Source organism: Leclercia adecarboxylata (assembly GCF_006874705.1).
Lineage (GTDB): Bacteria > Pseudomonadota > Gammaproteobacteria > Enterobacterales > Enterobacteriaceae > Enterobacter > Enterobacter adecarboxylatus_C.
This window is the reverse complement of sequence record NZ_CP035382.1, coordinates 3,782,070-3,794,091: the sequence shown is the minus strand read 5'-3', so window position 1 is coordinate 3,794,091 and position 12,022 is coordinate 3,782,070. Positions and strand designations below refer to the sequence as shown.

The window sequence follows — 12,022 nt, the reverse complement described above, 5'->3', positions numbered from 1 at the left end:
AGCAGTCACTTGTTAACCGGGATCACTGCGCCTTTGTATTTGGTGCGGATCCAGTCCTGAATCTCTTTAGAGTGCAGCACGTCCACCAGCGCCACGATATCCTTCTTCTTCTCATCGCCACGGTGCACGGTGATGATGTTGGCGTACGGGTTGTTTTCACCGCTCTCTACCGCGATTGGATCGTGAACCGGATCCAGACCGGCGTCGATGGCGTAGTTGGCGTTGATTACTACGGCAGCGCCTTCGTCGTTGTTGTACATCTGCGGCAGCAGAGAGGCTTCAACGTTCGGGGTGAACTGAAGCTTTTTCGGGTTCTCAACGATGTCGCTGATGCGCGCGGTCACTTTGTCGATGCCTGGCTTCAGCTTGATCACGCCCTCTTTCTCGAAGATAGAGAGGATACGACCCTCTTCAGACACCGCATCACGCATGATGATTTTTCCGCCTTCCGGCAGATCTTTCAGCGACTTGTATTTTTTGGAGTAGATACCGATCGGCTCGATGTGGATCGCCCCGGCGCTGACGAAATCATACTCTTTATCCCCGGCGTGATCCTTCAGCACGCTGTTCAGGTACGGAATGTGCTGGAAGTAGTTGGCGTCGATGTCACGGCCGGCCAGAGCGGTGTTCGGCAGGATGTAATCCTGGAACGGTTTGATCTCCAGATCGATACCCTGCTTCGCCAGAATCGGCTTCGCCTGCTCCAGAATTTCCGCATGCGGGGTGTTGGACGCGCCCACGGTCAGGGTGTCAGCCCAGGAGGCAAAGCTCAGGGCGCTCAGGGTTGCTGCGGCGATCAACGTCAGTGTCTTTTTCATGATGATGGTTCCTGTGTGTTATTAGTGTTTATCTTTTATCAAGAATGGAAGTAATGATGTCGCCGCAGAACTGGATAATGAAAACGATGATCAAAATGGTCACCGTGGCCACCAGCGTGACGTCACCATGGTTGCGCTGGAAACCTTCCAGATAGGCCAGATTTCCCAGACCACCGGCACCAATCACCCCCGCCATTGCGCTGTAGCTGACCAGCGCAATCAGCGTCACCGTGATCCCTGAGACCAGAGCGGGTGATGATTCCGGCAGTAAAACCCGAAAAATTAAGGTGCTCAGTCGGGCACCCATTGAGCGCGTCGCCTCGATCACCCCTTTGTCCACTTCACGCAGGGCAATCTCCACCAGACGGGCGTAGAACGGCGCGGCGCCAACAATCAGCGCAGGCAGCGCGGCATTCGCCCCGAGGATGGTTCCCACCACGGTTTTGGTGAAGGGGATCAGCAACACAATCAGGATAATGAACGGGATCGAACGGAACACGTTCACCACAATCGAAATCACGCTGTAGACCGTGCGGTTGTGGAACATGCCACCCCGGGCGGTTAAAAACAGCGCCAGGCCGAGGACAAGCCCGAGCACAAAGGTCGCGACGCCGGAGAGCGCCGTCATGTAAAGCGTTTCCAGGGTGGCAGCCCAGAGCTGGTCCCATTTCAGGTGCGGGAAGAGAGTCTCAGCCATGTTTAATTACCTCGCCTTCAATATCACTGTGCTGCAAATCGGCGAGGATATTGTTCAGTTGTTCTTCGGTTGCCACCACGTGCAGCCAGAGCTGGCCGAATACGCCGTGGGCAGTTTGCGTCATTTTGCCGTGCAGGATGTTAAACGGCAGACCGTAGCGCAGGGTCAGTTCCCCGACAATCGGCTTGTGGGTGCTGTGTCCGGTGAAGGTCAGCTTGATGACGGTGCCTTCCAGCTCGTTCGCCAGCTCGGTGTTAAAGGTCTCTTCTTCGGCGTACTGGCTGACCTGACGCACAAACTGTTGCGTAATCGGCTGCTGCGGGTGGGTAAAGACCTGCAGCACCTCGCCCTCTTCCACCACTTTGCCGTTTTCCATCACCGCCACGCGGTCACAGATCTTGCGCACCACGTGCATTTCATGGGTGATAAGCACGATGGTCAGCTTAAAGCGACGGTTAATGTCGAGGAGCAGATCGAGGATCTGATCGGTAGTCTGGGGGTCCAGCGCCGAGGTGGCCTCGTCGCAGAGCAGGACGTCAGGGTTGTTCGCCAGCGCGCGGGCAATACCGACGCGCTGCTTCTGCCCACCGCTGAGCTGAGACGGATAAGCCTGTTCGCGGCCTTTCAGCCCCACCAGCTCCACCAGTTCCGCCACGCGGGCTTTGATTCTGGCTTTTGGCACCCCGGCAATCTGCATGGAGAAAGCGATGTTCTCGCTCACCGTGCGGGACCACAGCAGGTTGAAGTGCTGAAACACCATACTGATCTTCAGCCGCGCCTGGCGCAGGGCTTCGCCTTTAGCGGCGGAAATATCCTGTCCGTTGATGGTCACGCTGCCGGTGGTCGGTTTTTCCAGGCCGTTGAGCAGGCGGATTAAGGTGCTTTTACCGGCGCCGCTGTAGCCAATAATTCCATAAATCTGTCCCTGCTCTATCGTCAGGTTCACGTTATCAACGGCCGTCAGCGCCACTTTTCCGTTGTCAAAAATCTTCGAAATATTCCTGAGTACTATCATTCTTAGAGTAATCCGTTCGCCCGTGGCGGTTTAGCAGTATGGATGTCCAAATGATAGTAAACAGCCGTTATTAGCTTTTAAATGAATGAAAAGGAATATCTTATAACTTTCAGCAATATGTCGCGTGCAGGCTGGCAAAACTCGTAAAGCTCATTTTTAGCAATCAATAGGTATGGGATGGATATGTGGACACGCCCAAACAATTTGCGGCGTTTGACGTAAGGATTTCCGCTCCTGCAACATCCTTACAGTGAACCTTAACGCCTTGATAACAATCCTTTGTGAAACGGCATATAAAATTTTTGAAACGCTGTTTTCATTTTCCTTTTGCGCATTTATCAGCGTATAATGCGCACCTAATCCCTGATGAATGGTTTCAGCGCTTGGACTACAAAAAACAACGCATACAACTTTCCCTCTCTCCCTGGGCTGAAACACAGGCACACATTCTTCTGCACGCTCATTTGATGTCACCTATCCTTACTGCGTGTCACAAAAAATTTCGCAACACAGGTTTGACTCTGAGGCCATGCGCCCCCGGAGCGAGATTTCCATATCCTTCTCAACTTAAAGACTAAGACTGTCATGAAAAAGACGAAAATTGTTTGCACCATCGGCCCGAAAACCGAATCTGAAGAGATGCTGACCAAAATGCTGGAAGCCGGCATGAACGTTATGCGTCTGAACTTCTCTCACGGTGACTATGCTGAACACGGTCAGCGCATTCAGAACCTGCGCAACGTGATGAGCAAGACCGGTAAAAAAGCAGCAATCCTGCTGGATACCAAAGGTCCAGAAATTCGTACCATTAAACTGGAAGGCGGTAATGACGTTTCGCTGAAAGCGGGACAGACCTTCACCTTCACCACTGACAAGTCCGTTGTCGGCAACAGCGAAATCGTTGCTGTGACTTATGAAGGCTTCACCAGCGACCTGTCCGTTGGCAACACCGTACTGGTGGACGACGGCCTGATCGGTATGGAAGTCACCGCTATCGAAGGCAAAAACGTTGTTTGTAAAGTGCTGAACAACGGCGACCTGGGTGAAAACAAAGGCGTTAACCTGCCAGGCGTTTCCATCGCCCTGCCTGCTCTGGCAGAGAAAGACAAACAGGATCTGATCTTCGGCTGCGAGCAAGGCGTTGACTTTGTTGCCGCCTCCTTTATCCGTAAGCGTTCCGACGTGGTTGAAATCCGTGAGCACCTGAAAGCGCACGGCGGCGAGCACATCCAGATCATCTCCAAAATCGAAAACCAGGAAGGCCTGAACAACTTCGACGAAATCCTCGAAGCGTCTGACGGTATCATGGTTGCGCGTGGTGACCTGGGCGTTGAGATCCCGGTTGAAGAAGTGATCTTCGCGCAGAAGATGATGATCGAGAAGTGTGTTCGCGCACGTAAAGTGGTGATCACCGCCACCCAGATGCTGGACTCCATGATCAAAAACCCACGTCCAACCCGCGCAGAAGCCGGTGACGTGGCGAACGCCATCCTCGACGGTACCGATGCAGTCATGCTGTCCGGTGAATCCGCGAAGGGTAAATACCCGCTGGAAGCCGTCTCCATCATGGCGACTATCTGCGAGCGTACTGACCGCGTGATGCCAAGCCGTCTGGATAACAACAACGACAGCCGTAAACTGCGCATCACCGAAGCCGTTTGCCGTGGCGCGGTAGAAACTGCTGAGAAACTGGAAGCACCGCTGATCGTGGTTGCAACCCAGGGCGGTAAATCTGCTAAAGCCGTTCGTAAATACTTCCCGAACGCGACTATCCTGGCCCTGACCACTAACGAGATCACTGCTCGTCAGCTGGTACTGAGCAAAGGCGTTGTGCCGCACCTGGTGAAAGAGATCGCTTCTACTGATGATTTCTACCGTCTGGGTAAAGAAGTGGCCCTGCAGCTGGTTGAGCGTGGCCTGGCGCAGAAAGGCGACGTTGTGGTGATGGTTTCCGGTGCGCTGGTACCAAGCGGCACGACTAATACCGCATCTGTTCACGTCCTGTAATAATTTCGAACGAATTAATTTGTATAAAAAGCGTCCTTCGGGGCGCTTTTTTTATTTCCGCTATCAACCAAACTTATTAAAAAAGCAAATCGGGTTTTTCTATTTAACGGGTACGTTTTCTAAGATGAATCCGATGAAAATTGTCTGTTTTTGCACAATATTTTTCACGAAATAGTCAAAACAGGTGCTTCTTTGAGCGAACGATCAAAAATAGGCATATTCCCATCAAAAAAATATTCTCAACCTAAAAAACTTTGTGTAATACTTGTAACGCTACATGGAGATTAACTCAATCTAGAGGGTATTAATAATGAATCGTACTAAACTGGTACTGGGCGCGGTAATCCTGGGTTCTACTCTGCTGGCAGGTTGCTCCAGCAATGCTAAAATCGATCAGCTGTCTTCTGACGTTCAGACTCTGAACGCTAAAGTTGACCAGCTGAGCAACGACGTGAACGCAATGCGTTCCGACGTTCAGGCTGCTAAAGATGACGCAGCTCGCGCTAACCAGCGTCTGGACAACCAGGCTACTAAATACCGTAAGTAATAGTACCTGTGTTAATAAAATGGCGCACATTGTGCGCCATTTTTTTGCCCCGCATTTCGCTTTACTGAATCGCCACTTCATGCCCACCCTGAGGCGCTGCCGCCGGAAGCTGCGTATTACGCGCTGACAACCCCGTACTCTCGACCTGTGGCCCGGCCCCTGTCGATACCAGCACCGGGATCCCTGCCCGACGTGACAACGCTTTATTCACCAACGTCTTATCGCTACCGCCCTGCGCCATAAAGGACGCAAAGGCCCCGGACTGCGCGATCGCCAGGGTTTGCGGGTTTTCCCCCTCCACCGACGCCAGCGGACGATGCACTTCAACGTAGCGCTTACCGTCCGGCTCAACCGAGAACTTCACCGGTTCATTGATGATCTGCACCCGCGTGCCGACCGATGTCTGGGCAAAGAGCGCTTTGATATCCGGCGCATTCATGCGCATACAGCCGGAGCTGACGCGCAACCCAACGCTATCCGGTGCGCTGGTACCGTGGATGAGATATTCGCCGTTACCCACGCCCAGACGCAGCGCAAAGCGCCCCAGTGGGTTATTGGGGCCTGCGGGGACGACCGGGGGCAGCTTGATGCCCTGCTCCAGCGAGCGCGCTCTGATGCCCGCTGTGGGGGTCCAGGTTGGATTGGGGATCTTCTGGCTGATGCGGGTCACGGTGACCGGCGTTTCCAGCCCCAGTTGACCAATGCCCAGCGGGTAAACCTGAACGATGTTTTCTCCCGGCGGATAGTAGTAGAGCCGCAGCTCCGCCAGGTTCACCACGATCCCCTCCCGGGGGGTATCCGGCAGCAGCATTTGCGACGGGATAGTGATCTCCGTTCCCGGCGCCGGATAGACCGGGGCGATGGTATTATTGGTTTCAAGTATTAAGTGCGCAGCGGTATTAAATCGCCGCGCGATGGCCTGCAACTTATTATCGCCTTCCTGAATGATATACGTCTGGTTTTGCCCAATAAGCCGACTGCCCGCCGGCGGCAAGGGATAATCCACCGCCAGGGCGCTATTAAGCGCGCTGAGCGAACCAAAGAGAATAAGAGTAACAAGGGACGCGCGCTTCATACTGAGATTCCTTATTCACTGACCGATCGTCAGAAAGCTGAAAAATCCACGAGGCGGGAACCACCTCGTGAAACAGAATGATAGCTGTCCTGTTAGTTTAGCTAATGTTGGCGGCTTTGGAGCGGATTGCGCGGATCATCGCCTCAAGACCCTGAGAGCGCGAAGGCGTTAAATGCTGGGTAAGCGCCATTTTTTCAAACCACGGGCGCACGTCAAAAGCGACAATATCCTGCGGGGACATCTGCTGATATAAAATAAACACCACGGCTATTAGGCCTTTTACTATTGCCGCATCACTGTCGCCCGCTAATTCAATCATTCCGGACTCGTTCTGGTGCATTATTATCCACACCTGGCTCTGACAGCCCTGAATACTATTTTCCGGAACGTGCGCGCTTTCGCTGAGGGCAGGCAGACGCTGCCCCAGCTCAATGATGTAGAGGTATTTCTCTTCCCAGTTTGCGCAACGCGTAAAGTTACGCAGCAATTTGTCTCTGTCTGGCAATGCAGCCATCTCTTGCCCTCTTTTAGCCCAGCAGGTGGTGGATACGCTTCAGCCCTGCCACCAGCCTGTCGACCTCTTCCAGTGTGTTGTACATTACCAGCGATGCGCGACACATTGCCGGTACCTGATAGAATGCCATCAGCGGCATGGCGCAGTGATGCCCGGTGCGCACCGCCACCCCGTAGTTATCGAGGAAACTGCCGACGTCATAGGCGTGGTGTTTCCCGAGATTAAAGGCGATCACCCCCTGACGATCTGCCGGGCCGTAAAGGGTCAGATCCGGCACGCTGGCCAGCTCTGCCAGGGCGTAGTGCATCAGCATCTGCTCGTACTCGGCGATGGCATCGAGGCCAACGGACGAGACATACTCCATCGCCGCCCCGAGACCGATAATGCCCCCGGTGTTAGGCGTCCCGGCTTCAAAACGCCACGGCGCGCGGGCATAGGTGGTGCCTTCGCTCAGGCTGACGGTGGCGATCATTGACCCGCCCCCTTCCCACGGCGGCATCTTCTGCAGGATATCGTCTTTGACGTACAGCACGCCGATCCCGGTCGGGCCGTAGAGCTTATGCCCGGAGAAGACGTAAAAATCGCAGTCCAGCGCCTGCACGTCCACGGTGTGATGCATCACCGCCTGCGCCCCGTCCACCAGCACTTTCGCGCCGACAAGATGGGCTTTAGCGATAATGTCCGCCACCGGGTTTTCGGTGCCCAGCACGTTGGAGATTTGGGTGATAGCCACCAGCCGGGTGCGTTCATCCAGCAGCGTATCCAGCTGTTCAAGCTGGAGCGTGCCGTCCTGATTCAGCGGGATCACCCGCAGCTCGGCCCCGACCCGCTCGCACAGCATCTGCCAGGGCACAATATTGGCGTGATGCTCCATCTGGCTGATGATGATGTTATCGCCCGTATGGACCTCAGCACTGCCCCAGCTGTTCGCCACCAGGTTGATCCCTTCGGTGGTGCCGCGCACAAACACCAGCTCTTCCGGCGAGCGGGCATTTAAAAATGCCGCCGCCCGGGTACGGACGTTCTCCATCCGCTGCGTCGCTTCGGCGCTGAGGGTGTGGATCCCCCGATGCACCGCCGCGTAACCGTGCCGGTAAAACTCCGCCTCGGCCTCGATCACCTGCGCGGGCTTTTGCGCGCTGGCGGCGCTGTCGAGATAGGCAAGCGGCAGACCGTTCACTTCACGGGTCAGGACGGGAAAATCCGCCCGCACTTTCTCTACAGGAAAATTCATGCCACACCTCCGGGCAGACGCTGGCCGATTCGCGCCAGCACCTGCTGTCTTAAGGTTTCATCTCCGAGCGCTTCGGTCAGCTCGGCGGCAAAGGCGTAAATGATCATCTTCTCTGCCGCCTGCTTATCGATCCCGCGGGAGCGCAGATAGAACATCTGCTCATCATCAATACGACCCACCGTTGCCCCGTGGCTGCATTTCACGTCATCGGCATAGATTTCCAGCTGCGGTTTGGTGTCCACCTCCGCCAGCCGGCCCATCAGCAGATTATTGTTGGTCATCTGCCCGTCGGTTTTGATGGCGTGCTGAGCCACGTTAATCAGCCCATTAAAGACCGCCCGGCCCTTATCGCTGACGATAGTTTTGTGCAGCTGCCGACTGTTGCAGTAGCCCTTGTTGTGCTCAAGCCAGGTCCGGGTGTCGCACACTTCGGTTTTCACCGGCATTGCCAGGCTGTTAATGCGCAGCGTGGTGTTTTCGCCGTTGAGCTGGGTGCTGGTGTTATGACGCAGTACCGCCCCGCCCAGCAGGAAGCTGTGGCTGTATGCTGCCGCATCGGCGGCAAGCTGGAGGTCGTTATGGGCGAAGTGATGACTCGCCGCATTCTCAAACGCCAGCTTGATATGGTGCAGCTGAGCGTTGGCCGCCACGCTCATGGTCAGGCGCGAACCGGTGAAATGGCGCGCCGGGGTCAGACTGGCATAGTGTTCAATAACCGTCGCCTCGGCCCCTTCGCCCAGCTCCAGATGGTGGCGATAGTGGGCGGTGTTGATCTCCTCCCCCTCAAGCCCCTGGGTAATGTGCATCAGCAACAGCGGCTTCGCAGGACGCGCGTTACGCTTCACGCGGATATGGGTCACGCTCTGCGCCAGACTCTCGGTAAGATGCAGGAACAGCTCCGGCTGCACCGGTGCCGCCAGGCTCTGGCGCTCGTCGTTAATAACGACCTCAAAGCCGCTGTCGTCGGCGCTGTCGCTCAGCGCCGGGCTAAAGCGCCCGTCAACAAACACCAGCCGGGTGGCGTCGAGGGTGAGCGCCAGCGCATCACGATCGGTCGGTTGCACGCTGGCGGGCCGGGTGACAAACTCGCCGTTGAGCAGCCCTTCCAGCGGGGTGTATTTCCAGTTCTCGTGCTTACGCGTCGGCAGGCCGAGGCGCAGCATCTGCTGCAGGTGCTGCTGGGCCTGCTCCGAGCGCGTTCCGCCCTGGGCCTCAAACAGACGGTGCCACTGCTGCAGCGCGTTACTGCTGTTCGCTAAGCCAGCCATAGCCCTGCTCCTCCAGCTGTTTCACCAGCGTGAAATCACCGGATTTCACAATCCGCCCCTGATAGAGCACATGCACGTAGTCCGGCTTGATGTAGTCGAGAATACGCTGGTAGTGAGTAACGATGATGAACGACCGCTTACCGTCGCGCAGGGCGTTAACGCCGTCGGCGACAATTTTCAGGGCGTCAATGTCCAGCCCGGAGTCGGTTTCATCGAGAATGCACAGCTCCGGCTCCAGCACCGCCATCTGCAGGATGTCGTTACGCTTCTTCTCCCCGCCGGAAAAACCGACGTTGACCGAACGGGTAAGCAGATCTTCCGGCATCTTCAACAGCTGGATCTTCTCTTCCATCAGATCCTGAAAATCGAAGCGATCCAGCTCCTCTTCGCTGCGGTATTTACGCACCGCATTCAGCGCGGTCTGCAGGAAGAACTGGTTGCTGACCCCGGGGATCTCCACCGGATACTGGAAGGCCATAAAAATGCCTTCGCCGGCGCGATCTTCCGGCGACAGCTCGAGCAGATCTTTGCCCTTAAAGTCGACCGAACCGCCGACCACTTCGTAATCTTCGCGCCCGGCCAGGGTGGCAGAGAGCGTGCTTTTCCCCGAGCCGTTTGGCCCCATAATGGCGTGCACTTCGCCCGGACGCACGTCCAGGCTCAGGCCGCGCAGGATCGCTTTATCTTCCACACTGACCTGTAAATCTTTAATGCTTAACATGTGCTTTCCTTAATCCTTAACCGACGCTGTGTTCAAGGCTAATCGCCAGTAATTTCTGCGCTTCAACGGCAAACTCGAGCGGCAGTTCAGAGAACACATCCTTACAGAAGCCGTTCACGATCATTGAAATGGCATCCTCTTCGCTGATGCCGCGCTGCAGACAGTAGAAGAGCTGATCTTCACCAATCCGCGAGGTGGTAGCTTCGTGCTCCAGCTGGGCGCTGTTGTTACGGCACTCGACGTACGGGAAAGTATGTGCCCCGCAGTCCGGGCCAATCAGCATCGAGTCACACTGGGTAAAGTTGCGCGCGTTGGTAGCCGTCGGCATGATTTTGACCAGCCCGCGGTAGCTGTTCTGGCTTTTACCCGCCGAGATCCCCTTCGAGATGATGGTCGATTTGGTGTTCTTACCGATGTGGATCATCTTGGTGCCGGTATCGGCCTGCTGATGCCCGCTGGTGAGCGCCACCGAGTAGAACTCGCCGATGGAGTTATCTCCGCGCAGGATGCAGCTCGGGTACTTCCAGGTGATGGCGGAGCCGGTTTCGGACTGGGTCCAGGACATCTTGCTGTTTTCGCCTTCGCACAATGCGCGCTTGGTGACGAAGTTCAGAATGCCGCCGGTGTTGTTATCCCCCGGGAACCAGTTCTGCACCGTGGAGTATTTCACTTCGGCGTCTTTATGGATGATCACCTCCACCACCGCGGCGTGCAGCTGATAGCTGTCGCGAACCGGGGCGGAACAGCCCTCGATATAGCTGACGTAGCTACCCTCGTCGGCCACCAGAATGGTGCGTTCAAACTGGCCGGTTTTCTCAGCGTTGATGCGGAAATAGGTCGATAGCTCCATCGGGCAGCGCACGCCCTTCGGCACGTAGATAAAGGTGCCGTCGGAGGCCACCGCCGCGTTCAGCGCCGCAAAGAAGTTGTCGTTGCACGGCACCACCGTGCCGAGGTACTTCTTCACCAGCTCGGGATGATCGTGGATGGCTTCGCCAAAGGAGCAGAAGATGATCCCTTGCTCACCCAGCTTTTCCCGATAGGTAGTGGCGACCGAGACGGAGTCGAAGATGGCGTCCACCGCCACCTCGCGTCCTTCCCGCACCGGCACGCCAAGCTGCTCGAAGGCCTCTTCCACCTCTTTGCTTAAAAAGGCGTTAGCCCCGGTCTGCTGTACCGCGCCGGGCTCAGAGGCGCAGGTGTCGTCGCAATTGCCGCACGACGGCGCAGAGTAGTAGCTGTAATCCTGATAGTTCAGCTTATCGTAGTGCGCCTTCAGCCAGTGGGGCTCTTCCATCTCCAGCCAGGCTTTGAACGCATTCAGGCGGAACTCCAGCATCCAGTCTGGCTCGTTGCGCTTGGCGGAAATGGCGCGGATCACCTCTTCATTGATCCCTTTTGCCAGCTCATCGGTCTGCAATTGGGTGAAGAAGCCCTCTTTGTAATTGATATGGCCGCCGGACCAGGTGTTGACGTCGTCAGTTGCTTCAGTATGTCGAGACATAATACCGCCTATACCCCAAAACTTTCGCCGCAGCCGCATTCGTTCTGGGCTTTCGGGTTATTGAATTTGAATAACTGGTTTAAGCCTTCGCGCACGTAATCCACTTCCGTGCCGTCAATAAACGGCATCGCTTGCAAGGGAACATACAGTCTGGCGCCATCCTGCTCGAAAAGTAGATCGTCTTTGGCCGGTTCGCTGACGGTATCTAGCACATAACCAAAGCCGGCGCAGCCGGTAGTCTTAACGCCTAACCGCACGCCCAGCATGCCCGCCTGCTTGCTTACCAGCTCGCGTATATGCGCCGCTGCGGCAGGTGTAAGCGACAATCCACGCCACGCAAATTCCGTCGGATCAAATGTTTCTGAATGCTGTTGCATAAATCCACCTCTTGTATTGCGCCCCCAGGGCATAACACCATGTTAGTGATAATGATTATCACTTCAACCCCTCAGTTGCAGGGGCATTCGGCTTAACCGCCCTTTTTGGCTACTTTCATTAAGCATAGACCCTGCTATGGAGGTTAACAGGGATGATCACATTAACTTAACATGTTGATCGGAGGAGGGATTTCCCATTAATTCGCGGCTGAACGGGATAAATACAAAATATGTATAGAAAATGC

General features: G+C 55.6%; 12 protein-coding genes. 2 read left to right on the top strand and 10 right to left on the bottom strand.

Annotated elements, in window-relative coordinates:
• Positions 1-5 precede the first annotated feature (5 nt).
• The 3 genes from ES815_RS19060 to ES815_RS19050 are packed head-to-tail and all read right to left on the bottom strand — an operon-like array spanning position 6 to position 2,530.
• A complete protein-coding gene (locus tag ES815_RS19060) occupies positions 6-818 on the bottom strand; it encodes a MetQ/NlpA family ABC transporter substrate-binding protein (protein ID WP_142489206.1) in 813 nt (270 codons plus the stop codon).
• A gap of 28 nt (positions 819-846) precedes the next feature.
• Positions 847-1,515 carry a methionine ABC transporter permease gene (locus tag ES815_RS19055; protein ID WP_142489205.1) on the bottom strand — a complete coding sequence of 223 codons (669 nt, stop codon included), beginning with the start codon at positions 1,513-1,515 and terminating at the stop codon, positions 847-849.
• Positions 1,508-2,530, bottom strand: coding sequence for a methionine ABC transporter ATP-binding protein (locus ES815_RS19050; RefSeq protein WP_142489204.1), 1,023 nt, complete (start codon positions 2,528-2,530; stop codon positions 1,508-1,510). The genes ES815_RS19055 and ES815_RS19050 overlap by 8 nt, the downstream gene beginning before the upstream one ends.
• A 585-nt stretch (positions 2,531-3,115) precedes the next feature.
• On the opposite strand from ES815_RS19050, the gene pykF reads away from it, so the two are divergent.
• On the top strand, positions 3,116-4,537 hold the full coding sequence (gene pykF / locus ES815_RS19045; RefSeq protein ID WP_142489203.1) for a pyruvate kinase PykF: 1,422 nt from the start codon (positions 3,116-3,118) through the stop codon (positions 4,535-4,537).
• 310 nt (positions 4,538-4,847) lie between these two features.
• Complete coding sequence (gene lpp, locus ES815_RS19040) at positions 4,848-5,084, top strand: murein lipoprotein Lpp (protein WP_001082307.1); 237 nt, start codon at positions 4,848-4,850, stop codon at positions 5,082-5,084.
• Positions 5,085-5,145: 61 nt separating this feature from the next.
• On the opposite strand, the gene ES815_RS19035 is transcribed toward lpp, so the two are convergent.
• The 7 genes from ES815_RS19035 to sufA form a co-directional block, all read right to left on the bottom strand.
• Entirely contained in the window at positions 5,146-6,159 is a 1,014-nt protein-coding gene (locus ES815_RS19035) for a L,D-transpeptidase family protein (protein ID WP_142489202.1), read from the bottom strand.
• 97 nt (positions 6,160-6,256) lie between these two features.
• Positions 6,257-6,673, bottom strand: coding sequence for a cysteine desulfuration protein SufE (sufE, locus tag ES815_RS19030; protein ID WP_142489201.1), 417 nt, complete (start codon positions 6,671-6,673; stop codon positions 6,257-6,259).
• Between the two features lie 13 nt (positions 6,674-6,686).
• Positions 6,687-7,907, bottom strand: a complete 1,221-nt coding sequence (gene sufS, locus ES815_RS19025) for a cysteine desulfurase SufS (RefSeq protein WP_142489200.1) — start codon at positions 7,905-7,907, stop codon at positions 6,687-6,689.
• Positions 7,904-9,175: a Fe-S cluster assembly protein SufD gene (gene sufD / locus ES815_RS19020; protein WP_142489199.1), complete on the bottom strand. Its 1,272-nt coding sequence runs from the start codon at positions 9,173-9,175 to the stop codon at positions 7,904-7,906. The genes sufS and sufD overlap by 4 nt, the downstream gene beginning before the upstream one ends.
• Positions 9,150-9,896, bottom strand: coding sequence for a Fe-S cluster assembly ATPase SufC (gene sufC / locus ES815_RS19015; RefSeq protein ID WP_142489198.1), 747 nt, complete (start codon positions 9,894-9,896; stop codon positions 9,150-9,152). The genes sufD and sufC overlap by 26 nt, the downstream gene beginning before the upstream one ends.
• A 16-nt stretch (positions 9,897-9,912) precedes the next feature.
• Positions 9,913-11,400: a Fe-S cluster assembly protein SufB gene (gene sufB, locus ES815_RS19010; RefSeq protein WP_142489197.1), complete on the bottom strand. Its 1,488-nt coding sequence runs from the start codon at positions 11,398-11,400 to the stop codon at positions 9,913-9,915.
• An 8-nt stretch (positions 11,401-11,408) separates the two neighbouring features.
• On the bottom strand, positions 11,409-11,777 hold the full coding sequence (gene sufA, locus ES815_RS19005) for a Fe-S cluster assembly scaffold SufA (RefSeq protein ID WP_106993654.1): 369 nt from the start codon (positions 11,775-11,777) through the stop codon (positions 11,409-11,411).
• Between the last annotated feature and the right edge of the window lie 245 nt (positions 11,778-12,022).

Coding starts and splice junctions, on each gene's coding strand:
- ES815_RS19060 (WP_142489206.1), bottom strand. CDS start 818: ATGAAAAAGACACTGACGTTGATCGCCGCAGCAACCCTGAGCGCCCTG.
- ES815_RS19055 (WP_142489205.1), bottom strand. CDS start 1,515: ATGGCTGAGACTCTCTTCCCGCACCTGAAATGGGACCAGCTCTGGGCT.
- ES815_RS19050 (WP_142489204.1), bottom strand. CDS start 2,530: ATGATAGTACTCAGGAATATTTCGAAGATTTTTGACAACGGAAAAGTG.
- pykF (WP_142489203.1), top strand. CDS start 3,116: ATGAAAAAGACGAAAATTGTTTGCACCATCGGCCCGAAAACCGAATCT.
- lpp (WP_001082307.1), top strand. CDS start 4,848: ATGAATCGTACTAAACTGGTACTGGGCGCGGTAATCCTGGGTTCTACT.
- ES815_RS19035 (WP_142489202.1), bottom strand. CDS start 6,159: ATGAAGCGCGCGTCCCTTGTTACTCTTATTCTCTTTGGTTCGCTCAGC.
- sufE (WP_142489201.1), bottom strand. CDS start 6,673: ATGGCTGCATTGCCAGACAGAGACAAATTGCTGCGTAACTTTACGCGT.
- sufS (WP_142489200.1), bottom strand. CDS start 7,907: ATGAATTTTCCTGTAGAGAAAGTGCGGGCGGATTTTCCCGTCCTGACC.
- sufD (WP_142489199.1), bottom strand. CDS start 9,175: ATGGCTGGCTTAGCGAACAGCAGTAACGCGCTGCAGCAGTGGCACCGT.
- sufC (WP_142489198.1), bottom strand. CDS start 9,896: ATGTTAAGCATTAAAGATTTACAGGTCAGTGTGGAAGATAAAGCGATC.
- sufB (WP_142489197.1), bottom strand. CDS start 11,400: ATGTCTCGACATACTGAAGCAACTGACGACGTCAACACCTGGTCCGGC.
- sufA (WP_106993654.1), bottom strand. CDS start 11,777: ATGCAACAGCATTCAGAAACATTTGATCCGACGGAATTTGCGTGGCGT.